Source organism: Shouchella rhizosphaerae, from assembly GCF_900142675.1.
GTDB classification, from domain to species: domain Bacteria; phylum Bacillota; class Bacilli; order Bacillales; family Bacillaceae_D; genus Shouchella; species Shouchella rhizosphaerae.
In genome coordinates this window covers 206,518-228,125 of sequence record NZ_FRBS01000006.1, presented here as the reverse complement: position 1 = coordinate 228,125, position 21,608 = coordinate 206,518, and the positions used below count along the sequence as shown (strand labels likewise).

The window sequence follows — 21,608 nt, the reverse complement described above, 5'->3', positions numbered from 1 at the left end:
AAAGGAACACTCCTTTTACGTTCTCAACCCTCGTTAAAACCCATTTTGCTGCGATACTGCTTTTATCCACTCCGCGCTCTTTTTCGGTGTCCGTTTTTGCGTTTGCACATCGACTGAAATGAATCCATAGCGATTTTTATAGGCATTGGTCCATGACCAATTGTCCATGAACGTCCACAAATGGTAACCGCGGACATTGCAGCCTTCTTGAATCGCCTGGTGGAGCCATTTTAAATGCCCTTTTATAAACTCAATCCGGTACTTATCTTGAATTTGCCCATTTTCCATAAACCGTTCTTCGTTTTGTACGCCCATGCCATTTTCAGATACAAACGACTCAATGTTTCCATAGTTATCTTTTAAATTGACCATAATGTCATAAATGCCTTTTTCGTAAATTTCCCAGCCACGGTAATGGTTCATTTTCCGTCCAGGCATGTCATAATGGTCAAAAAACCATTCTGGCATAAACGGCGACGCGGGATTAGGCAGATGTTCTTTTGCTTTTACACGCCGGGGCTGATAATAATTAACACCAAGCAAGTCAATCCGCTGTGCGTTAATCAGAGCAACATCTTCTTTTTCATAGGTAGGCAATTGCCCATACTCATCAAGCAAGGCGACAAGCTCTTTAGGAAAAGAACCAAGGACAACAGCGTCTAAAAAACTGCGGTTAAAAAACAAATCGGCAATCGCGGCTGCTTTTTGATCCCCTAGATGGTCGCTGCGCGGGTATGAAGGCGTCAAATTAAGGATGATGCCAATCTTTCCATCTTCGATAGAGCGTGTACGGAAGGCCGCCACTGCCAGTGCATGGGCTAAAACGGTATGGTAGGCGACCTGGAATGCCCTTCTTGCATCCACTATGTTTGGGTAGTGAAAATCGTAAAGATAGCCGCCCTCGACTGGCACAATCGGTTCGTTAAATGTAAACCATTTTTTCACTCGATCGCCAAACAAGTCATAACAAGTAGCAGCATACTGGGCATACAATTCGACCACTTCGCGGTTTTCCCAGCCACCTTTTTCTTGCAGCTCAAACGGCATGTCAAAGTGGAACAAGTTGACAAACGGCTCAATGCCATTAGCGATCAGCTCATCAATGACATTGTTGTAAAAGGCGACTGCTTCCTTATTCACTTCTCCCTCGCCGCCTGGAATCAGCCTTGACCATGAAATCGAAAAACGAAAACTATTATGCCCGATCGCTTTCATCAACGCAATATCGTCTTGGTAACGGTGATAAAAATCAGACGTTGCACTCGGCCCTACTTCTTCAAAAAAGCGGTTTGGCTCCAGTTCGTACCAGTGGTCCCAGATGTTTTTTCCTTTTCCGCCTTCATTGGCAGCTCCTTCGATTTGCGTTGCCGATACAGCCGATCCCCACCAAAAATCTTTCGGGAAAGAATACGCATGTGCCATCTTTATAAAAGTCCCCTTTTCGTACGGTATATTTCAATGATTTCAATTGCTAAATCACGTACGGTCATCGACGTCATCAAGTGGTCTTGGGAATGGATCAGCAGCACGTTTAACTCTGTCCGCCCTCCATTTGCTTCTTGCTGGATTAAATTTGTCTGAAATTCATGGGCTTTGGCCAGCTCTCTTCCTGCCTCTTCTATTAACTCGTCCGCTTGTTCAAATGAGCCTGCTTTTGCCGCTTGAATTGCTTCCATCGCGCTTCCTTTCCCATTTCCAGCGTGCAAAATGATACGGAAGGAAACCTCTGTTATATCCGTCGATTTCTCCACTTTTCTCACCCATCCTATCTAAGCTGTTTTCGTTGGTTTGCCTTCGCTTTGTTCATTTTCATAGTATTGCTTATCCATCACTTTCAAGAATGGCCACCAAATGACAAACACGATCGCCATGTTTACCACTTGCAAGACCGCTCCTTGCCATGAATTCGTTGCCAGTGCTCCGCTAATAATAGGCGGCATTGTCCATGGCACGATCGCTCCATACGGCGCCGGCACAAGCCCGGCCGCCATCGTGAAATACGTGAAAATCGTTACCACGACTGGCGCGAACAGCCACGGGATAATGACAAGCGGATTCATAATGATCGGCAAGCCAAAAATAATCGGTTCATTGACATTAAACAAACCAGGAGGACCGCCGATTTTTCCAAGTTGTTTTAGTTGGCGGCTGCGGCCAATCAAGAAAATCGCAATAATAACGGCTAGCGTCATACCGGACCCGCCAATACCGACAATAAACGATTCCATAAACGGCTTGCTGACAATATGAGGCAACTCATTGCCTGCGTTGTATGCGTCCAAGTTTTCTCCCGCCAATGTGAACCAAATCGGGTCAAGGACAGAGTTTATAATGATTTGGCCATGCAAACCGAAAAACCAGAAGATTTGTGTCAACAGCACGGCAATGATTGTTGCAGTCAATCCGCTTCCAAGTGCCGTTAACGGCGCTTGAACCGATGTGTACACAAAATTTTGCACGGTCTCAAAAGGTGTAAACGAAAAGGCGATACGCACCAACAAGAAAAACGAAAGGGTCATCGTAATGGGAATCAAAGAACTAAACGAACGGGACACCGCATCTGGTACGCCGCTCGGCATCTTAATTTGCCAATTTTTGTTTACAAAAAAGCGATACAGTTCCGCAGACACAAATGCTGTAATAATCCCGACAAACATTCCTTGTGCGCCTAACACGCCAACTGGAATAACACCGGTCGTCTCATCGACGTGTTGCGGGATTAAAATCAGAAAAGCAGCAAGAGCAGTCACGCCGCCAAAAAGCGCCTCGCCTCCGTAGCTTTCCGTCAGTTTATAGCCAATGCCGACGATGACAAACGTCGCCATAATCGCCAACGTTGCTGACGAAGCACTACCAATCAGTTCCTGGTACTGGGCGTAAGTGGCCTCAGTCATCAAACGGTCAATAAATGGAAGGTTGGCAATAACGACAAAAATCGAACCGAAGATAATGAGCGGCAGCGCCACCATAAAACCATCACGCAATGCTGTTAAATAACGATTGTTGTTTAACTTGTCTGCAAGCGGCATTAATACATTTTCAAGTACATCCATGAAGCGATTCATCAACCATCACCCTTTCCGGCGACTATTTTTTACTTATCAGCTAGTTCTAGTGCCCGCTTCATTACAGCCATGCCGTCGACACGCCCATACGCAACCGCATCAATAATCTCAACAGGAACACCAACTTCCTTGCCTTTTGCCTCGTATTTCTTTTTCATAAAGCGCATTTGCGGTCCTACTAACAGCACGTCCGCTTTTTCGATTTCTACCAATGCCTTATCTTGGGCAACCGCCCAAATTTCCGCTTCTACCCCTAATTCGGCTGCAGCTTCCTTCATTTTTGCTACAAGCAAGCTCGTAGACATTCCTGCTGAACACGCCAACAACACGTTCATCGTCCATTCCCCCTTAACTTCGCCTCTTTCACATTCATCTTAAAATGAATCCGCTTACAACTACACCTAATTTTTTTCCGCAGACTGCGGAAATGATGGAAATTTAGCCATATAAACGGAAAAAACAGGCATAAAAAAATAGAGCAAACAAACTCATAGCGAGGTTGTTCCCTCTATTAAAAACACTTGTTAACTTCCCCAGTGTTGGGGCCTCTCCACATAATCAGGCAATACCGTTGTTTTATCCCCTTTAGCCGATTGAATCTGTGACTGTGTTAAGAAGAGTGCTCCAGCCAAGTTTGCCCCGCTTAAGTCGGCATCTCGCAAGTCTGCGCCAATAAAGTCCGCTCTTCGTAAGTCACTATTGGTCAAGTTGGCAGCAATGAGAAACGTCCCTCTTAAATCATGCCCTTTCATATCGACGTTGGCGAAGTTTTCGCCTATATAATCTACCCGTTTCTTTTTTGTCCCGCTGCCTTTCCCCTTCTTCCGATATTGTGACCGGTATATGTCACTAACTTCTATGAACATAGGATTTATTTTATTTCTATGTGCTTCAATATCTAACGCCAATATTTCTTCCGGTGCTTTAATTGTTAATGTATAAGTTAAATCATACAAAGCCTGAATTTCTAGTTTGAAGTCTTTGGCTTCTTCTAACGCTAACTCCTGTTTTAAATAGAAAAGCATCTCGTGGAGCTGTTGAACAACTGGAAATACAGAAAACATTTCCTCGGCCATTCGATTATCTTCACGCCAGTCCTTACCCTTATAGACAACTTGTGATACCTTTTGCCCTGCCCCAAAACATTCGTAACTCACACAGCCACGAAATCCTTTGTCTCGTAGTGACTCGTGAATCGAACAGCGATGATCTGAACATAAGTGGCGGCACGGTTCCCCACTACCTTTATCATAAGGAAAATCACTCGATTTCATGAAAGGCAGAGACACACAGCACAACCCAAAACAGTTTAAGCAATCCGATTTTAAATCGCTTTCCATGGATAAACAACTCCCTATATAACGAACAAGATATGTTCATTATAAAGAAATTTTGTGTCCAAGCAATCCGTATTTCTCTACTCTAGTTTACGCGGTTCACTGAACGTCTGCTAGATTTCGAATGGTTGCAATGAAATTCGCCTAAACCCTCATATAAGCTCACTTGTTGATTTGCGCTAATTTACGCAGAACGTTCATAAACAAATAATTTATGCTTTTCAATTGGTACGTTGTCTGATTAAAACTTCCTGTAAGATAGACATCCATCGCTTGCACATAGACCATAAAAGAACCGCTCGCGCCGAGATGCCCCCATACTGTATATTTTTCTGTGAACGGGAGAAATTGTAGTTTCATAAGACCATATCCGTATTTTAAACCCAACTGCATTTTTTCCCAGTTTTGCATGAGGCGCAAGCTCTCTTCTATTACCAGTTGATTATTAACGAATGCTTTCATAAAAACCAAGAGATCTTCTAATGTACATACTGTCTGACCACCAGAATAAAAACTACTAAAACTGCGGTATTGTTCAACACTTATTTTAAGGTCGTCAAGATAGAGATGGGCAACGGGGTTGTCGCTTTTTACAGCGGGCTCGGAAAACTGGGCTAAATATGAATGCTTCATCTTCAATGGCGTAAAAATGTATTCAGGCAACCGTCCGCATAGGGCTTCGATGTAATCGACTCAATGATCAGCCCGAGTAAATTGTAGCCTGTGTCTGTATAGTGAAAGCCTTGCCCCCGGTGGAAAACGCGGTAGTAGATGTTCTTTCGACCATTCAATCGTTTCTTCAGGAGTCCAAAAGCGTGACGACTGATCGAGATTTTCACGCAAGAATAGTTTGTGGCGCTTCGGTTTATCTTCGAAAAAATCGGGCAGTCCGGATGTATTGCTTAATAAATGTGTTAGCTGAATATCAGACGAATACTCTTTTCCCTTAAAAATGTGTAGCCCTTCCACCAGGCTTTCAGGCAAATAATGGGCGATCGGATCTTCAAACTTGGCGAGACCGTTTTCCACAAACTTCGCAAAATTTAAGCCAAATACGCTCTCCCCTCCTCTTGGCCTCGCTTGCATCCGATCACTTTGCAAGCAATCAATTGCAGAGCGATTTCACTTTTTCTCCCTCCAGCTGTAAGGCAATAGGTCTTGCAGCGAAACGATTTGGTCTTCTGCTACCATAACCTGGGTCTCGCTATTAGCGTCATTCATTTGGCTAACAAATTCCCGGCATCTTCCACAAGGAGGCAAAATGCGACCATCCCAATCAACGGCAATCATTTTCTTAATATGGCTTTCCCCAGCCGTAATCACCGCCGCCGCAGCCGCATGTTCGGCACAAAAACCGATGGAACAAGCCATATCAATACAAACACCTGTATAAATGTTGCCGCCCGCAGTTTCAATTGCCGCTCCGACACCGCCGACTTCAACGACGTCAGATAATTTCCGAGGGTGTATCACCGCTTTCGCTTCTACGTAAAGTTGATCAAATGTCACATTACCACTCCTTTTATTCGCACTTTTGAATGAGGATACCTGACTAAAGCATATAAATGATGCACTCTCTTCCTTTGAGAAGAGAAGACAAACTTCGATAACGCCTTTCAGAATCGTAACCGAAAATCTATAAATTTATTAGTAAAAGAGCGGGAAACGAAAGTGGAACTTGCCAGAATATAGCCCGCTCTCCTTTATTCCACTTATTTAACTTACTAGGTCCAATAAGGGGCTCTTCTAGTAAGAGCTTTATACAGTGCGGTTTTTTGACGCACCTAGGCCGCATAAGAGCAGCATTGCGCTAACGAAAAACAATAGCAAAAGTGGAAGGTTCCAGCCTGCTGTCACATCATGGAGGAAACCGAACAAAATCGGCCCTGATGCCGCCAGCAAATAGCCAACAGATTGGGACATACCGGATAAAGAAGCTGCATCGTAGGCATCTTTCGTCCGCAAACTTAAAAAGATCATAGCCAAACTAAACGCACATCCACCGGCAATTCCGAGTAAAATCGTCCATAACGAAATAAGTGCATGATGGCCGAAATAAAAGCCGCCTAATGAAACAAAAAATAAGAAAGCCATTATGGTGACCAGTAAACGTTGGTTCTTCATGCGCCCTGCAAGGATTGGCACGATAAAAGATACGGGAAGCGTAGCCATTTGAAAAAGCGATAGCATCCAACCAGCGCTATCTTCACTCAATCCCCGGCTTGTCATCATTTCAGGCAGCCAAGTGATCAAAACATAGAAAAGGAGAGACTGCATTCCCATAAAAAGAGTAATGGTCCACGCCAGTGGTGAACGCCACAGGCTTCGCCTTACCATCGCCACATTCGTTGTGACCACAACTGATGGGTGACTCCCACGGATTCGAGGGAACCAAAATAGCGCAGCGATCAAAGCAAGTATGCCCCAGACTCCAAGTGCGCCATTCCAGCCGAAACCGAAATTACGGGCGAGCGGAACGCTGATACCAGATGCGATCGCACCGCATAAATTCATCGACACTGCGTAAATCCCTGTCATTAGTCCAATATTATTAGAAAAGTCGCGTTTAACTAGACTCGGAATGAGCACGTTGCACACTGCGATCGAGAGGCCAAGTAAAACAGTGCCTGCAAACAAGGAAATAGTTGCACTCACCGAGCGAACAGCGATTCCCATCATAAGCAGAACCAACGCACAAAACAAGACTCGTTCCATCCCGAAACGGCGCGCCAACGTAGGAGTGAACGGGGAAAGGAGCGCGAAAGCCAGCAACGGCAATGTCGTCAGCAGGCCTGCGACAGTGTTCGATAACCCGAGAGATTCACGAATCGACCCTACCAATGGGCCAACCGACGTTAGTGGCGACCGCATCGTTAGTGAGATCAGGACGATGCCAAAGATGAGCGCCCAACTCAATGAAGACGACTGTTTCGCCACAGTTGGCTTTATGCCACTTTGTACGCTCATGGCTGTTCTCCCTCGTCTTGAGTAATAACATCCTTCGATTCCTCTATATAGCGATGAACGGCTGCCACGGCACGATCACCGTCCTGAGCGACAATCGCTTCGACTAGTTGCCGATGCATTGCCACGAAGTCGGCATCAACTTCATAACGAGTTAGGCTTGTAATCGAATCATGCAACGCTTCGCCGATATGGCTATAGATTTCAATCAATATTTCATTATGAGAAGCATTAATAATCATTTGGTGTAATTGAATGTCCGCTGTTACAAACTGATCAATGTCCCCGCGTTTTGCTGCAGCCTCGCAACGTTCCAACTGAAGCAGAAGTTCGTGGGCCTCATCGTCGGTTCTCCGTTGGGCAGCTAGATGCGCTCCCTCACGTTCGAGCGCATACCGGACTTCTAACGTTTGCAACGTATCGGAGCGCAAAACACGTTTTTTCAGCACAACCCCTAAAGCACTCGAAGAACAAACATAGGTTCCATCTCCTTGTTTCGTCTTTAAAAGTCCCGCATGGATTAATGCCCGAATCGCTTCTCTTAAAGTATTGCGACTCACGTTTAATTCAGCCATTAACTCCGGCTCGGCTGGGATGCGCATCCCGACACTCCACTTGCCCGATTCAATCATATTTTCCATTTGTAACGCCACTTGTTCAACTAGCGTTTGCCGATTTGTTTTCTGAAGCATGTGTCGATCCTCCTTCTTGCACTTGTCAAACATAGGATGTTTGGTTGATTGGTATTATATCATGTCCATTAAATGAAAATCAACAAGCAGATAAATCTACACCAAGTAAGGAGAGGCTTTAACTCAAGTAATTTGATCAATGGCTAAATAGGATAGCTTACCTCTTTTCCTGCTCCCATTTTGCAATTCCACCTATTTGTATTACAATTAAAACATAAGATAAAGAATGCTTTTGGCAGAATGGTGGGACAACAATGCCTGAAAATAAACTTGATTTAATTGGAAGCCGTGTCAGCCGGCAAACATTGGCGCAACAGGTGGAGGAAAAAATTGTCAACTTGTTGATTACAAACAAGTTGAAGCCGGGAGACAAATTGCCTCCAGAAATGGAATTGATTTCGATGCTTGGTGTCAGCCGCCCAGTGCTGCGCGAAGCAATGAGTTCCCTTGAATCATTGGGAATTGTGAAGCGGAAAACACGGGACGGAACCTATTTCACAGAAAAAATTAGCAGCAAACCGTTTTCGACCATGCTTTCCCTTGTGAACGACAATATTGAAGCGATTATTGAAGCCCGTACTTCGCTAGAGTTAGGGCTTGTCGTTTTTGCTGCTGAAAAAATATCAGCACACGACTTGGAGCGGTTGCAAACGACGATTCAGGCGATTAAAGAAAGTGTGGACGATGATTATGGCGAGCATGACTTGCTGTTTCACCGCATTATTGCCCAAAGTGTAGACAATCCGATTTTGCAAGGAATGGTCGATTCGCTTTTGCTGACCCACGCAAAAGTAAATGTGCAAATTAAACATAGGGAACGGGATAAGACGGTAGCGCACCATCACGCTATTTACGATGCTCTTGCCAATCGCGACGGCCAAGCTGCCTTTCGGGCAATGCATGAGCACTTAATGTTTGTTCGCAACAAAGTCCTTGAGCCGAACCAGTAACTATGAACCCCCGCTCTATTCGTATCTTCTCTTGGCTGCCTCGTCTAACAAGTTTTCTATCAGATGAGTGCAGTTATCGACTTTGTCGACAACCTCAAACGTGCCTTATTTGGGCACGTTTTTTGTGGTTTCCAAATTTAAAATTGACTAACTATTTAATTTGTCTTACAATAAAACAAATTACCATAAGGAGTTGATCGGTTCGATGCAAACCAATAAGCTGACTGGCATTCTCGGCTTCCCTGTTTCGCCCTTTGATAAAAATGGGGCGCTTGATGAGAATGCACTCCACCGAAATATTACGTTTTTAATTGAAGAAGGCTTGGAAGCGATCTTTGTCGCCTGCGGGGCGGGGGAATTCCATGCCATTAGCAAAGCCGAGTATGGGGCAATATTGGATGTTGCTGTAGATGCGACCCAAAAACGCGTTCCCCTCTATACTGGAGTTGGCGGAAACATCCAAGACGCCCTTTCCTTCGCACGGCTTTCAGAAGAAAAAGGCGCCGACGGTTATTTAATCCTGCCTCCCTACTTGATTAACGGCGAACAAAACGGACTACGCGCTTATTTGTCAGCGATTATTGAATCAACTTCCCTTCATGCGATTGTTTACCAGCGTGATAACGCTGTATTAGAAGGGGACACACTTGAATCGCTGCTCGTCTACCCACAGTTAGTCGGATTAAAAGATGGTATCGGCAATATGGAGCAAAACATTGAATTTACTCAGCGATTTGGCGAGCGGTTGCTATGGCTAAACGGCATGCCGATGGCAGAATTAACGATGCCTGCTTATTGGCCCATTGGCTTCCACTCGTATTCATCGGCGATATCCAATTACATTCCACACATTTCTAGATGCTTTTTTGAAGCTTTAAAACGCGGCGATCATGAGGCTGTTCGCAGCCTTTATAATGACGTCCTTCTGCCAATTAATGCGATCCGCCGCCAGAAAAAAGGCTATGCGATTTCATTAATTAAAGCCGGAATGGAGATCGTTGGCTTGCCTGTTCAAGAGCATGTCCGCGCCCCACTTGTGCCTGTCGAAAAAAGTCATTACAAACAGCTGACGCAGATTTTGGAAAACGCTCACAAAAAGTACCCACGCAATCATATTTCGCTATAACCCATAAGGAAAGGAGTCTTATTTATGGATGTACGTAATTTTATTAACGGCCAATGGGTGCCTTCTGTGGACGGTCAAACAGCAAAGAACATCAATCCTGGCAATCTAAACGATACAGTCGGCACGTATCAGGATTCGACTGAAGCAGATGTAGAACAGGCGGTGCAAGCAGCTCGAGAAGCAGCTAAGCCGTGGCGCAAGTTAAGCGGGGCAGAGCGAGGGGCTATTCTTTATAAAACCGCAGACATTATCGAAAAACGTATTGACGATATTGCCGAGACTGCGGCACGGGAAATGGGCAAAACATTGGCGGAAACAAAAGGCGAAACGCTGCGCGGCATTGCGATTCTCCGTTATTATGCAGGAGAAGGGCTGCGCAAAAATGGCGATGTCATTCCTGCAAGCGATGCAAAGGCGCTTATGTATACAACCCGTGTACCCCTTGGCGTCGTAGCGGTCATTACGCCATGGAATTTTCCGATTGCGATTCCTCTTTGGAAAACGGCGCCTGCTATCATTTACGGCAATACAGTCGTCCTCAAGCCTGCTTCAGAAACGGCAGTTACATGCGCAAAAGTGGTTGCATGCTTTGAAGCGGCCGGGTTGCCCCCTGGCGTCTTAAATTTCATTACAGGCTCAGGGGCAAAAGTTGGCCAAAGCCTTGTTGAACATCATAGGGTGAACGCGATCACATTTACTGGTTCGAACACAACTGGCAAGAAAATTGGCCAAACAGCCCTTGCCAGGGGGGCGAAGTACCAGCTTGAAATGGGGGGCAAGAACCCTGTCATTGTGGCCGCCGATGCTGACATTGAGCAAGCAGTAGACGCGACATTAAGCGGAGCGTTTAAATCAACTGGCCAAAAGTGCACAGCGACAAGCAGAGCGTTTGTCGACCGTGCTGTTTACTCCACTTTTAAGAAATTGCTATTAGAAAAGACAAAAGAAATCGTAGTAGGTGACAGCCTTGATGCAAAAACGTGGATGGGACCACTCGCTTCCCAAAATCAGCTAGCCAATTGCCTTGCCTACATAGAAAAAGGCCTGAGTGAAAAGGCGACGCTATTAACTGGCGGGCATGCCATCGATCAAGAAAAAGGTTCCTTTATCGAGCCGACGATTTTTGAATGCCGAGATCACCATTCCTCCATCGCCCAAGAAGAAATTTTCGGCCCTGTCCTGGCTTTATTTGAAGTGGACGGCATCGAAGAAGCGCTTCGTTTGGCCAATGATGTGCCATACGGGTTAAGTGCTTCAATTTTCACAAAAGATATTGCCAATATGCTTGCCTTTATTGAGGATATGGACGCTGGTCTCATTCGGGTCAATGCCGAAAGCGCAGGAGTTGAACTGCAAGCCCCATTTGGCGGGATGAAACAATCCAGCTCCCATTCCCGCGAACAGGGGGAAGCAGCGAAAGAGTTTTTTACAGCGACCAAAACGATTTTTGTAAAAGCATAACAGGCCATGCAGGAGGTCTTTCCTGCAATTCTATATGTAATCGCTTACAACGAAGGAGGGAATTAGATTGCTCAAACGTTACCATTCCGATGTTTACGCCAGCATTGCTCTACAATGTTTAGCGGTGCTTATGTTTGTCGCCTCCTTGCGAATGGAGACTTTGACGATTTTATCGATTGGCGTTGGCTCACGCTTTTTGCCAATGTTGATGGCTGCTGGCATTTTTCTGCTTAGTACGGTTCTTTTGCTCAGCGGGCTTAAAAAACAAACAGAGCCAGTTAGGGAAACAGCATCTGCCGTTGACGCCCCAGACGTAGACAACAACCAGCCGCAGCAAAAAACAAGCGACGAAAAGACAACGGTTCTAGCAACAAGCCTGTTGCTGATTGGCTACGTTGTAGCACTGCCGGTGCTTGGCTTTATTTTGGCATCGACATTGTACATGGCCGGGCAATCGATGATGATGACAAGTCAACATAAAAAGCGCTTTTTTATGTTTGTTTTGCCGATATCGTTCGCAGTCTCTTTACTGCTGTATTACGTCTTTCGGGTAGGCTTTAACTTAATGTTGCCAATTGGCCTATTCGGCTAACTAATGAAGGGGGCGTGTCTATGCTTGAACTGATTGAAACTGGCTTTCTCAGCATCCTTAACATAGAAACGATTGTGATTGTATTTATCGGTGTTGCTCTAGGCCTTGTGTTTGGCGCCATTCCCGGTTTAACGGCTGTAATGGCGATCGCGATTTGTTTGCCGATTACATTTGGGATGACACCCATTAATGGTTTGTCCTTGTTAATGGGCCTATATATTGGCGGCGTCTCCGGGGGCTTCATCCCCTCTGTCCTCCTAAACATCCCCGGGACTCCTGCAAGCATTGCCTCGACATTTGATGGTTATCCGATGGCACAAAAAGGGGAAGCTGGCCGAGCCTTTGCGTTAACGATTGTATTTTCGTTTTTAGCCGGTTTGCTTAGCCTATTGGTGTTGATCTTTATTTCTCCTGTCTTAGCCAGTGTAGCGATTCAGCTTTCGCCTTTTGAGTATTTTGCCATTACTGTTTTTGCGCTGACGATGATTACATCCCTTTCAGACGGTTCCATGTTGAAAGGCCTCATTGCAGGTATGCTCGGCATAAGCCTGGCTACAGTCGGATTTGCTCCGATTGACTCTTATCCACGTTTCACATTTGGCCTACCTGAACTTGAGGCTGGCTTCAACGTCCTACCAGTGCTAATTGGCTTATTTGCGATAACGGAAATTTTAAAAACATCGTCTGATCGAAAGCAAATTGAAACGAAAAGTATCCAAACCGCTTACCGTTTAAAAGACCTTGGTTTAAGCTTCAGTTATTTTTTCAAGCAAAAATGGAATTGGCTTCGCTCTACCGCTATTGGCGTCATCGTCGGCATTTTGCCAGGGCTTGGCGGATCGGCGGCTAACATCATCTCCTACGTAACTGCTAAAAATCAGTCAAAGCATCCTGAAACGTTTGGAAAAGGGAATCCTGCCGGCGTTGTCGCCGCTGAATCTTCCAATAATGCGGCCATTGGCGGGGCACTCGTGCCGCTTTTATCGATCGGTATTCCTGGCGACGGCGTAACGGCACTTTTAGTCGGCGGGTTAATGCTCCACGGCTTAAACCCTGGCCCGCTTTTGTTTGAGCAAAATGGTGAAGTAATGTACGGAATTTTCGCTGCTCTCCTTTTGGCTAATGCCTTCATGGCCCTTTTGCTTATTATCGGAATGCGTTTCTTTATCCGTGTTCTTCATGTGCCGCGGCATGTGCTGTTGCCCATCATTGTCGTCCTTTGCGTCATTGGCGCATTCGGTGTAAACAACCGGCTATTTGATGCGCTCGTTCTTGTGCTTTGTGGTGTCATTGGTTACATCTTCGCCAAATTAAAATTTCCGGTTATGCCGATTGTGCTCGGTTTTATTCTCGGCCCGATTTTAGAAACCAATTTGCGGCGTGGACTGATGCATTCCAATGGCGACTTTCTTCCATTTGTCACGTCACCAATTGCCGCTGCCTTTCTATTGCTTGCCGCTGGTTCGTTTTTAATGGCAATCTACAAAAATCGAAAGCGTTCAGCCACTGTTTAATAAAGGAGGAATGACCCGTGAAAACACATACGCTTTATCCTGTTCTTTTGGCTTCTGCTCTGTTGTTCTCAGGCTGTACAACGGTTGGCTTTCATGCGCCGACATTTGGTTCAGAAAAGAAAGTACCCTCTGCCAGCCAGATTGACGCCTACCCGAACCGCCCGATTGAAATTATTGTCCCGACTGGAGCCGGCGGGGACACCGATTTAGGAGCACGGCTTCTTGGCCGTTATTTAGGTGAAGAAATGGATACATCGTTTGTTGTCACAAATATTGCCGGAGCTGGAGGAAGCATGGGCTCCAGGGAAGTGCTCGAAGCCGATCCAGACGGCTATAAAGTCTTGTTTTTCCACAACAACTTGCTCATCAACAAGCTATATGGCTTATCAACTTTTAACCACAATGATTTTAAGATTGCCGGCATTGCCCTAATGGATCACGGCGACACGTTTATTGTTCATGGGGATGCCCCTTACCAAACAGCAAACGAATTAGCGCAAGCCGCCATCGAACAGCCTGGTGAACTTTCGTTTGCAACGGAGGTCGGTGGCTATACACATTTGCAGATGATGGCGTTTGAGGAAGCGACAGGAGCGGACTTAAAGCCAATTGATGTCGGTGGCGCGTCTGACAAACTCGTAGCCCTTTTAGGCAACCAAGTTGACATTGTCCCGATTGCCTACGGGGTAACAGCCGATTATATTGAAAACGGCGATTTCGCCTCAGTCGGCGTCCTGTCATCAGAACAACATGCCCTATATGACAACACGCCTACTTTTTTAGAGCAAGGCATTGATGTAGAGTTTGAGAAATTTTTCTTCTTTGCTTTTCCGAAAGAAACGCCCGATGCGATTGTCGCCCGCTTTTCTGAAGCGCTAAAAGAAGTCGTAGAAAACAATGAAGCCTACCAGGAACAAGCTGAATCGTATTACACCATCCCGACTTATATGGCCCCTGAAGAAGCGACACGATATATGGATGATGTGAGTCATTCCTACGAGCGCTTGATTGAACGTCTAGAAACACAAACGAACTAAAAAGGGCTATCCCATAAGGTCAAGTAACTGACCTTGTGGGATAGCCCCTTTATTTCCGTTTACCATTTTGTCCCTGTCACTTCATTCAAGGCATTAAGCAATGCTTTTATGTAGCCAATTGAATAGGCAAAACCAATGCTTCCATAACTCCACCCAATATTAGAGTGGGCCCAATTGGCATTTAAATCTGGGCTGTCTCCTTCTAAAACGGGGACATGATCAGGATTGAGGCATCCATCATAGCCGACTTTTTTTAATTCGAGCAGCAGTTTAAACATGTTCATATCGCCATCATCGAGGAGTGCTTCCTCAAAAGCACCCGCTGTTGGCAAAGCCCCGCGCACATTGCGGAAATGAATCAAAAACAAGCGCCCTTTTCGGCCGTAATGATTGATTTCATCGACAACAAGGGAACTGCCTCCCTCTTCTGCACGCGTTCCCATACAATAGATGTAACCAACTTGCTTGCTCGGGAATTCATCCATAATCCGCCTGTAGCCAAGGCCGCCAAAAGGCGTTCCTTGCAGCGGCGAATCAGACGGATGCATTCCCAACTTAATGCCTGCCTCTTCCACCGCCGGGACTAGTTTTCCATACGCATAAAGAAAGCGCTCCCACCATTGCTCATGGGCTTCTAAAGTCGGCGCTTCATAAGGCGTTTGGCTAAAAACAAGGCTTTCACCTCTCGCCAAAGCCCCGCCCCGTTGCCTTGCTTTGTAACTTTGAGTCAAATGATTAAACGTATCTCCAGCAAACCGCTGGCGTACAATCGGTATTCCTGCTTCAGCAAATACGTTGATGGCCGCCACCGAATGATCGACTTCCTTCTCACTTTCTTCAGCTCCTGCCATAAAAGCGGCTGATAAATCAGGAAGCGTAACCCGGTTAATGTCGAGCCCAAAGGAACGAATTCGCCGTTTCAGCCGGAGCAACGCATCCAAATCAGGATAGCCTTGCTCCTTTACTCCAGGGAAGCTTGAACCACTGCCAAAATCAATACAATCCACGCCCAATTGTGTCATTTGCTTTAAGTCGCCATCTGATAAATCACACGTTGTTGTCGTAACCGATACCCTCATTCCTGATCCCCCTAGCAAATTTTTGATAAATTAATTGTAAGACAAATAGACATTTCAGTCAATTACATTTTCACCTATACAAAAAAACACCCTGAGCACAATCAGCGTGTTTTCAATCAATGTCTTTTATTCATGAAGCATACGCCTATAATGAAGGGAGACACGTTGCTTCGAGATATTCTCCAAGTAGTTCTCAGCTAATTCTGTCGCTTGTCTTGCTTCAGAAGAAACAAGTTCAATCCGCATCGCCATATCTCTTGTCAATTCTTTTTCCTTCTCCTCAAGGGCGTCAATAAACGCGCCGCTGCTTGCGCCTAAGCTGGCTCGCAGCGATTGGCCCAAAGCAGCTTGAACCACATAAAGCTGCTTAAGCGACAGTTCAAGCTGAAGTCGTTTCCACACATAGCTTGGCGGTTCTTTAAATTGGTGTGTAATCACAACCGCTCCTGTATCATCAGGAATCATCACTCGTCCTCCTTCCTATTACCCCGAAAGTGTAAAAATCGCGGCAACGTTATGTTCTTCATCAAAAATATCTTCGATCCCTTCACGCATCTTTTCAAGGAAGGTGCGCTGCTTTTCCAATTGCTCCACCAAAGCTGCTTCCCACACTGGCCCTTCAGGCAATGTGATTCCGCCAATTTGGTCATGGACGACAATTCGCTCTATGCGGCTGCCTGCTGGCGCATGGCTTTTATTTAACAAGTGCTGATAGGCCTTAGGGTTGCTTTCCATATCATCAAACGCTTGGACAAGCACCTTTTTTTGGTTTTCGACATCCTCTACGACCTCATGCTCATACAGGCGCACAAACGCTTGCACTTTTTCCTGTTGCTGCTCAACAATGGATAGGCCGTTGTAATACGCTTCGACAGTGGCACTTAAATTAACACGGATTTCCTCGCCTCCGTGTTGTGTGCTCACTATCATTTGGTTGTTGTAGTACGAGACCCCGTTTTCTGCATTCAGCGCGTTCAACAATTCATGGATGCTGTGGCTATGGCCGATTTCATCCATAACTTCTTGCAATTCCTTTTCTAAAGCCTGCCAATGGCCATACAACTTTTCGCCATGTTCGATTAACAGCAGCAAAAAAGCCACGTCACTTCCTAACAGTCCACTTCCTCCATCCCGAATTAAATACGGTGATTCTTTATATACGTCTTCAAGATGCTTATAATCATGAAGGACTTCCAGCGATTCCGTCAACCCATTCAATTCCTTAACAATGATGTCTTTCGAAGCCTCATCAATATAGCCTGCCTCAACCAAATACCCGAACACCTCTTCAGCCGAATCGTTTAAGCCTTGAACCGTCTCCACGATCGGCCCTACGTTCCGCTGGAATTGCTTAATATGGTAAAACTCTGTCAGTCCCTTGCTTAACAAATCAAAGGCCTGTGGAATTTTCGCCCCTACTTGCCCTAGCGCATGGGAACGGGCCATCTCTCCCCGCATAAAGACAGGATACTCTGACAAATCAATCGTGTCCGCTTCCAGCAATTGTTGAAGATCAGCCTGCAACTCGTTAAAATCATCAAACACCGTCCGCTTGAGACCCGTCATTTCTTCCAACACGTCGAGGGCACCATCTACTCCATTATCCATATACGCATCAGCGGCTGGCATAAAAATCGCTTGCCACTTGGCGATTTCCTCATCTGGCAGATTGGCAAGAAGAGGCGACAGTCCTGTATAATTTTTGTTCGTTACAATCCCCTCTTTCGCTTCTACTGGAACAGTCACAAACCCTCTCGTATTTTCCATCAACGCATAAAGGGGGTCATTGCTCGAACGGAGCTGATGGATAGAACTGGTGTCGATTTTTTCTTCTATGTACTCGACGGCAAACTGTTCGAGTTTATCAGGAGGGAGGGTGTAGATGGCGTTTTTGTCTGTTCTAAGTAGATTGAAGTTTTGATTGACTTTTTGTCTGAAATCGGTATCTGCAGTATAAAGTTGATACACATTAATTTGTGCACCATTTACTCCATATATTTGGTTAAATTCCTGTTCAAGAACTTGGGCAGTCAAGTTATTATTATTCGCTAACGAATGACCTAATGCGATTTTAACTGGTTGCTTACCTTTTAGACCAAATTGTACTTCAGCCTCATCCAGCAAATTAAGTGCATCCTCGGCCTGTGAAGCATCTTTCCCTTGAAACAAGCCAATCGCATTGTATAACCAATCACCAGAGTCATTAGAACCTTGCGAAATAACATAGAGTTGGCTAATGTTCTTTTCCTCGTTTTCGAAATAAAGTACTGTACCATCATAATCTGATTTTAATTCGCTACTTTCGCTTGAAGTATAAATTTTCATGTCTGCTGGAAGCTCTTCTCCCATTTCTTCAATGTAAATTCGCCGCACTTCTTTTTCAAATGCTTCTTTAGACATACCATGTTTCATTTTATATTCCAACTCGGTAATACGAAGCCACAACTCATCTTTTTTTAATAACTCTTGGTTAACCATCGTGTTCCTCCCTTTGAGTGTATTCAATTGATTCCACCCACGTACGTACAAAAGCCTCTTCTTCGTCTAGATGAACTTGACAAGTATCTAGATTATTATCCACACAAGAGGCAATATAGGAAAATTCGGTTGCCTGAGGTACCCCGCTTTCATATACTTTAAAACCAATAATCACTACTTCTAATCCGTATTCGGTTTCGTTTTCCTTTACCCCGTAATATAGAGTGGTCTTACCGTCTTTGAGTTCTTTCCATTCTCCCTCAAAATCCCACCTTCTTCGCAAACGTTCTAATTTGTTTTCTGGCCGATTCGCGCTACCGCTATAGAAATATTCAAAATCAGCTATATATCCCCAATTTTCTTCTTCACTTTCATAAGCAAAACTAATTTTTTCATAATGGTCTCCATCAATTCCAGATGCATTGTCCATAAACACGGCCTCTTCTGGAAACCAAATCGTATAAACGCCGATTTTCGAGCGCATTAAATAATACCCGTCCGCCACTGGTTCTGTCGATACCATCATTTCTCGGGAATACTCATTTTGAAACGCATCAATTTGCGGCAAGTCTGCCGGGTCCATTTCCGCTGGCGTTTTTTCTGGTTCTTCTTCTGGTGAGCTACCCATTTGGCCACAACCTCCTAACATCATGGCAATGACAACTGCCAGCAATGTCTTGCTTTTGTCCATTCTGCTCGACTCCTTAGGCCTCACTACCGCTTTTTTATCATTCTTAACATAAATATGAAAATAATGACACTGACATAAGACTTGTGAGGTTATACCTATGGGCGTTACTGGAAAGCGATTGGAGAGAGAAGAAGCTATTAGATTCTGCTTTCTTATCGGTTTGTCTTTTTAAGAGTTCGTCATTCGCCATCCGTCTCGCCTCCATCGCCACGAGTACCTGAAAACTGAATCGACTTTACCCACTGGAGTATATATGCTTCTTCTTTTGAAAAATCTATTTCGCAACTTTCTGCTTCTTTATCTAAACATGAAACGACATATAGAAACTCCATTGCTTGAGGAGCTTCCTGGAATGACACTTTGTACCCCATAAAAACGTAATTTTGATAGCCTTTAAAATCTTCTATTGTAGACCCATAGTATGTAAGACCGTGTTCATCCTCAACTTCTATCCACTCCTCCTCATAATCCCATCGTCCCCTTAAGTTATCCAAAAGCCGTTCTGGTTTTTTTGCGTTTCCTCCATAGTTATACTGAAAACCAACTACATATCCCCGGTTTTCCTCTTCACTTTCATAAGCAAAACTAATTTTTTCATAATGATCCCCATCAACGCCAGACGCATTGTCCATAAACACGGCCTCTTCTGGAAACCAAATCGTAAAGGCGCCGATTTTTGAGCGCATTAAATAATACCCATCCGCTACTGGCTCGGTCGACACCATCATTTCTCGGGAATACTCATTTTGAAACGCATCAATTTGCGGCAAGTCTGCCGGGTCCATTTCTGCTGGTGTTTTTTCTGGTTCTTCTTCTGGTGAGCTACCCATTTGGCCACATCCTCCTGCCATGATGGCAATGACAACTACCAGCAATGTCTTGCTTTTGTCCATTCTGCTCGACTCCTTAGGACTCACTACCCGTTTTTTCATCATTTTTAACATAAATATGAAAATAATGACACTTATATAAGACTTGTGAGGTTTGAACTAGCTGGATGTTCTCAATGGAAATCACCTGTGTTAAACTTTTTTCACCGGAATTTTCCGAATGATGAATAACAGAGGGAATTGTCTATGAGAGATAGAAGTTCGGTGGTCATAATAAAAGATGAGAAAGTCGTTTTAATTCAAAGAATTAGAGATGATGCTATGTATTATGTTTTCCCTGGTGGTGGAATAGAGCCAGGGGAAACACCAGAAGCCGGTGCCAAAAGAGAAGCATTGGAGGAGTTAGGAGTCGACGTAAAAATTAATGAGTGTATTTCCAAAATTGAATTCAACGGAACTCAATATTTTTTTCTGTCTGAAATTATTTCTGGAACTTTAGGAACTGGACAAGGGGAAGAATACCTGGACAAAAATAGAGATAGCGGAACGTACTTGCCAATGTGGGTAGATATAGAAAGTTTATCATTGATTGATGTTAGACCCAGTGAAGTTGCTTTAAAAGTTCAATCGCTATTCAATTGACGCATCTCCCAAATAATCAACACTCTATATAATCGATAGGAAACGTAATGAGATGCCTCATTCTCATTGCACGGTATGTCTATTTGTTGTGTTTTTGGCGAGTGTGAGTCACAATTTTCCCTTGCAAATATGAATGGCGTATTCGGTTGATTCTATTAAGTCTTTTTGCCCCTTCTGAATTCTTAAATTTAAGGCTTTGTGAAAATAACTTATAGCAAGATCGTAAATTTCTTGGTCAAACAAATTTTTGGCATAATGTTGATAAACAAAATCTAGTATACCCCGACGTTCATCACATATTTCGGCTTCTTCCATCAGTTTCTTAAACATTTGATTAGACGTATAAAAGTCTTTCTGCCATTGATATGTGTGGGCCAAACGTAGTTTATTAACAAACAAGCTATTGTCATTACTTGTGCTTTCATATGTTTGAATCGCTAACCTTAAATATTTTTTACTTTCTTCCAATTCTTTAACAATCCGCAAATAAACGCCCATTAATCCATAGATTTTTGCTACTTCGTTTTTATCGTTCTGGAATATTGGTATTTGTTTTTTTAGAAATTCGATACCTTTCATCATTTCAGCTTTTGACAGAGGAACTTCTCGCAAATTTTCATCAAAATAAAAACCTAAATTAAATGGGATAGCAGACATGTCCATCCTTTTATTTAGACCACCTTTCAAAGAATCATTCGCTACCGCCTCGTCGCCCTCGCTACGAGTTCCAAGAAAATTGAATTGATTTCACCCACTCAAGGGCAAACTGTTTTTCCTCTTCTAAATGAATCTCAAATCCTTTAACCTGTTTGTTTACGCAGCTTACATCGTGCACAAATTCTATGACCTGAGGGGCTTGTTTTGTAGAAACTTTATATCCTATTACAACAATTCATTTTGCGCCATTTTTTTTGCCCCATAAAAAATCATGCTCTCATCTTCTTCAATCTCATTCCATTCTTCTTCGTAATCCCATCTCCACCTTAGATTAACTAAGATGCGGTCAGTGGTCAGTTTTTTTAAAATTTCCCCCGTATTGGTATTGAAAATTCCCTGTATATCCGCGATTTTCCTCCTCACTCTCATACGCAAAACGCAATTTTTCATAATGGTCGCCACGTTGGTTTTAAAAACAAGCATGATCCGAAAA

Annotated in this window: 24 protein-coding genes; 7 read left to right on the top strand and 17 right to left on the bottom strand. The window is 44.3% G+C overall.

All coding sequences use genetic code 11. From position 1 onward, the window contains the following. Positions 1–33: 33 nt before the first annotated feature. The 10 genes from BUC05_RS17415 to BUC05_RS17370 form a co-directional block, all read right to left on the bottom strand. On the bottom strand, positions 34–1,422 hold the full coding sequence (locus tag BUC05_RS17415; RefSeq protein ID WP_073305520.1) for a glycoside hydrolase family 1 protein: 1,389 nt from the start codon (positions 1,420–1,422) through the stop codon (positions 34–36). Between the two features lie 2 nt (positions 1,423–1,424). Then, complete coding sequence (locus BUC05_RS17410; RefSeq protein WP_011245342.1) at positions 1,425–1,760, bottom strand: PTS sugar transporter subunit IIA; 336 nt, start codon at positions 1,758–1,760, stop codon at positions 1,425–1,427. Positions 1,761–1,769: 9 nt separating this feature from the next. Further along, the gene (gene celB / locus BUC05_RS17405; protein WP_011245341.1) at positions 1,770–3,065 is read right to left on the bottom strand and encodes a PTS cellobiose transporter subunit IIC; all 1,296 of its coding nucleotides are present in this window, start codon (positions 3,063–3,065) and stop codon (positions 1,770–1,772) included. A gap of 29 nt (positions 3,066–3,094) precedes the next feature. Next, positions 3,095–3,400: a PTS sugar transporter subunit IIB gene (locus BUC05_RS17400; RefSeq protein WP_011245340.1), complete on the bottom strand. Its 306-nt coding sequence runs from the start codon at positions 3,398–3,400 to the stop codon at positions 3,095–3,097. A 189-nt stretch (positions 3,401–3,589) separates the two neighbouring features. Further along, positions 3,590–4,405: a pentapeptide repeat-containing protein gene (locus BUC05_RS17395; RefSeq protein ID WP_011245339.1), complete on the bottom strand. Its 816-nt coding sequence runs from the start codon at positions 4,403–4,405 to the stop codon at positions 3,590–3,592. A 159-nt stretch (positions 4,406–4,564) separates the two neighbouring features. Continuing rightward, positions 4,565–5,065, bottom strand: coding sequence for a serine hydrolase domain-containing protein (locus BUC05_RS21790; protein WP_011245338.1), 501 nt, complete (start codon positions 5,063–5,065; stop codon positions 4,565–4,567). 30 nt (positions 5,066–5,095) lie between these two features. Then, positions 5,096–5,488 (bottom strand): serine hydrolase, encoded by a 393-nt coding sequence (locus tag BUC05_RS21785; RefSeq protein ID WP_011245337.1) that lies wholly within the window; start codon positions 5,486–5,488, stop codon positions 5,096–5,098. A 36-nt stretch (positions 5,489–5,524) separates the two neighbouring features. After that, positions 5,525–5,911, bottom strand: coding sequence for a cytidine deaminase family protein (locus tag BUC05_RS17380; RefSeq protein ID WP_011245336.1), 387 nt, complete (start codon positions 5,909–5,911; stop codon positions 5,525–5,527). Positions 5,912–6,160: 249 nt separating this feature from the next. Beyond that, positions 6,161–7,369, bottom strand: a complete 1,209-nt coding sequence (locus tag BUC05_RS17375) for a CynX/NimT family MFS transporter (RefSeq protein WP_011245335.1) — start codon at positions 7,367–7,369, stop codon at positions 6,161–6,163. Continuing rightward, complete coding sequence (locus tag BUC05_RS17370; protein ID WP_011245334.1) at positions 7,366–8,058, bottom strand: FadR/GntR family transcriptional regulator; 693 nt, start codon at positions 8,056–8,058, stop codon at positions 7,366–7,368. The genes BUC05_RS17375 and BUC05_RS17370 overlap by 4 nt, the downstream gene beginning before the upstream one ends. 254 nt (positions 8,059–8,312) lie before the next feature. Between BUC05_RS17370 and BUC05_RS17365 the strand changes: the two genes are divergently transcribed. The 6 genes from BUC05_RS17365 to BUC05_RS17340 all read left to right on the top strand — a co-directional run bounded on the left by BUC05_RS17365 (position 8,313) and on the right by BUC05_RS17340 (position 14,738). Then, complete coding sequence (locus BUC05_RS17365) at positions 8,313–9,008, top strand: FadR/GntR family transcriptional regulator (RefSeq protein WP_035205352.1); 696 nt, start codon at positions 8,313–8,315, stop codon at positions 9,006–9,008. 205 nt (positions 9,009–9,213) lie between these two features. After that, positions 9,214–10,134 carry a 5-dehydro-4-deoxyglucarate dehydratase gene (kdgD, locus tag BUC05_RS17360; protein WP_073305518.1) on the top strand — a complete coding sequence of 307 codons (921 nt, stop codon included), beginning with the start codon at positions 9,214–9,216 and terminating at the stop codon, positions 10,132–10,134. Positions 10,135–10,158: 24 nt separating this feature from the next. Next, positions 10,159–11,595: an alpha-ketoglutaric semialdehyde dehydrogenase GucD gene (gucD, locus tag BUC05_RS17355; protein ID WP_073305516.1), complete on the top strand. Its 1,437-nt coding sequence runs from the start codon at positions 10,159–10,161 to the stop codon at positions 11,593–11,595. Positions 11,596–11,662: 67 nt separating this feature from the next. After that, positions 11,663–12,187 (top strand): tripartite tricarboxylate transporter TctB family protein, encoded by a 525-nt coding sequence (locus BUC05_RS17350; protein ID WP_035205357.1) that lies wholly within the window; start codon positions 11,663–11,665, stop codon positions 12,185–12,187. 20 nt (positions 12,188–12,207) lie between these two features. Further along, positions 12,208–13,701 carry a tripartite tricarboxylate transporter permease gene (locus tag BUC05_RS17345; protein ID WP_035205358.1) on the top strand — a complete coding sequence of 498 codons (1,494 nt, stop codon included), beginning with the start codon at positions 12,208–12,210 and terminating at the stop codon, positions 13,699–13,701. Between the two features lie 17 nt (positions 13,702–13,718). Further along, on the top strand, positions 13,719–14,738 hold the full coding sequence (locus BUC05_RS17340; RefSeq protein WP_035205360.1) for a tripartite tricarboxylate transporter substrate binding protein: 1,020 nt from the start codon (positions 13,719–13,721) through the stop codon (positions 14,736–14,738). A gap of 59 nt (positions 14,739–14,797) precedes the next feature. Here BUC05_RS17340 and BUC05_RS17335 read toward each other — a convergent pair whose 3' ends face one another. The 5 genes from BUC05_RS17335 to BUC05_RS17315 all read right to left on the bottom strand — a co-directional run bounded on the left by BUC05_RS17335 (position 14,798) and on the right by BUC05_RS17315 (position 19,879). After that, on the bottom strand, positions 14,798–15,817 hold the full coding sequence (locus tag BUC05_RS17335; RefSeq protein ID WP_035205362.1) for a mannonate dehydratase: 1,020 nt from the start codon (positions 15,815–15,817) through the stop codon (positions 14,798–14,800). Between the two features lie 126 nt (positions 15,818–15,943). After that, complete coding sequence (locus tag BUC05_RS17330; RefSeq protein ID WP_011245324.1) at positions 15,944–16,282, bottom strand: hypothetical protein; 339 nt, start codon at positions 16,280–16,282, stop codon at positions 15,944–15,946. An 18-nt stretch (positions 16,283–16,300) separates the two neighbouring features. Continuing rightward, positions 16,301–18,295: a DUF6792 domain-containing protein gene (locus BUC05_RS17325; protein WP_073305514.1), complete on the bottom strand. Its 1,995-nt coding sequence runs from the start codon at positions 18,293–18,295 to the stop codon at positions 16,301–16,303. Then, positions 18,288–18,986, bottom strand: a complete 699-nt coding sequence (locus BUC05_RS17320; protein ID WP_073305512.1) for a hypothetical protein — start codon at positions 18,984–18,986, stop codon at positions 18,288–18,290. The genes BUC05_RS17325 and BUC05_RS17320 overlap by 8 nt, the downstream gene beginning before the upstream one ends. Before the next feature lie 179 nt (positions 18,987–19,165). Next, positions 19,166–19,879 (bottom strand): hypothetical protein, encoded by a 714-nt coding sequence (locus tag BUC05_RS17315; RefSeq protein WP_073305510.1) that lies wholly within the window; start codon positions 19,877–19,879, stop codon positions 19,166–19,168. Positions 19,880–20,062: 183 nt separating this feature from the next. Here BUC05_RS17315 and BUC05_RS17310 point away from each other — a divergent pair, with 183 nt between their 5' ends. Next, on the top strand, positions 20,063–20,458 hold the full coding sequence (locus tag BUC05_RS17310; protein ID WP_073305508.1) for an NUDIX hydrolase: 396 nt from the start codon (positions 20,063–20,065) through the stop codon (positions 20,456–20,458). Between the two features lie 108 nt (positions 20,459–20,566). On the opposite strand, the gene BUC05_RS17305 is transcribed toward BUC05_RS17310, so the two are convergent. Together BUC05_RS17305 and BUC05_RS17300 are read right to left on the bottom strand one after the other, a co-directional pair. Further along, the gene (locus tag BUC05_RS17305) at positions 20,567–21,115 is read right to left on the bottom strand and encodes a hypothetical protein (RefSeq protein ID WP_084140096.1); all 549 of its coding nucleotides are present in this window, start codon (positions 21,113–21,115) and stop codon (positions 20,567–20,569) included. Between the two features lie 225 nt (positions 21,116–21,340). Then, positions 21,341–21,598 (bottom strand): hypothetical protein, encoded by a 258-nt coding sequence (locus BUC05_RS17300; RefSeq protein WP_142237581.1) that lies wholly within the window; start codon positions 21,596–21,598, stop codon positions 21,341–21,343. Positions 21,599–21,608 lie beyond the last annotated feature (10 nt).

What these genes read in the sequence shown, in the direction of transcription:
- BUC05_RS17320 (WP_073305512.1), bottom strand. Translation starts at nt 18,986, where the DNA reads ATGGACAAAAGCAAGACATTGCTGGCAGTTGTCATTGCCATGATGTTA.
- BUC05_RS17310 (WP_073305508.1), top strand. Translation starts at nt 20,063, where the DNA reads ATGAGAGATAGAAGTTCGGTGGTCATAATAAAAGATGAGAAAGTCGTT.
- BUC05_RS21785 (WP_011245337.1), bottom strand. Translation starts at nt 5,488, where the DNA reads ATGCAAGCGAGGCCAAGAGGAGGGGAGAGCGTATTTGGCTTAAATTTT.
- BUC05_RS17300 (WP_142237581.1), bottom strand. Translation starts at nt 21,598, where the DNA reads ATGCTTGTTTTTAAAACCAACGTGGCGACCATTATGAAAAATTGCGTT.
- BUC05_RS17415 (WP_073305520.1), bottom strand. Translation starts at nt 1,422, where the DNA reads ATGGCACATGCGTATTCTTTCCCGAAAGATTTTTGGTGGGGATCGGCT.
- BUC05_RS17375 (WP_011245335.1), bottom strand. Translation starts at nt 7,369, where the DNA reads ATGAGCGTACAAAGTGGCATAAAGCCAACTGTGGCGAAACAGTCGTCT.
- BUC05_RS17400 (WP_011245340.1), bottom strand. Translation starts at nt 3,400, where the DNA reads ATGAACGTGTTGTTGGCGTGTTCAGCAGGAATGTCTACGAGCTTGCTT.
- BUC05_RS17315 (WP_073305510.1), bottom strand. Translation starts at nt 19,879, where the DNA reads ATGGACAAAAGCAAGACATTGCTGGTAGTTGTCATTGCCATCATGGCA.
- kdgD (WP_073305518.1), top strand. Translation starts at nt 9,214, where the DNA reads ATGCAAACCAATAAGCTGACTGGCATTCTCGGCTTCCCTGTTTCGCCC.
- BUC05_RS17345 (WP_035205358.1), top strand. Translation starts at nt 12,208, where the DNA reads ATGCTTGAACTGATTGAAACTGGCTTTCTCAGCATCCTTAACATAGAA.
- BUC05_RS17305 (WP_084140096.1), bottom strand. Translation starts at nt 21,115, where the DNA reads ATGTCTGCTATCCCATTTAATTTAGGTTTTTATTTTGATGAAAATTTG.
- BUC05_RS17335 (WP_035205362.1), bottom strand. Translation starts at nt 15,817, where the DNA reads ATGAGGGTATCGGTTACGACAACAACGTGTGATTTATCAGATGGCGAC.
- BUC05_RS17395 (WP_011245339.1), bottom strand. Translation starts at nt 4,405, where the DNA reads ATGGAAAGCGATTTAAAATCGGATTGCTTAAACTGTTTTGGGTTGTGC.
- BUC05_RS17370 (WP_011245334.1), bottom strand. Translation starts at nt 8,058, where the DNA reads ATGCTTCAGAAAACAAATCGGCAAACGCTAGTTGAACAAGTGGCGTTA.
- celB (WP_011245341.1), bottom strand. Translation starts at nt 3,065, where the DNA reads ATGAATCGCTTCATGGATGTACTTGAAAATGTATTAATGCCGCTTGCA.
- gucD (WP_073305516.1), top strand. Translation starts at nt 10,159, where the DNA reads ATGGATGTACGTAATTTTATTAACGGCCAATGGGTGCCTTCTGTGGAC.
- BUC05_RS17330 (WP_011245324.1), bottom strand. Translation starts at nt 16,282, where the DNA reads ATGATTCCTGATGATACAGGAGCGGTTGTGATTACACACCAATTTAAA.
- BUC05_RS17325 (WP_073305514.1), bottom strand. Translation starts at nt 18,295, where the DNA reads ATGGTTAACCAAGAGTTATTAAAAAAAGATGAGTTGTGGCTTCGTATT.
- BUC05_RS17365 (WP_035205352.1), top strand. Translation starts at nt 8,313, where the DNA reads ATGCCTGAAAATAAACTTGATTTAATTGGAAGCCGTGTCAGCCGGCAA.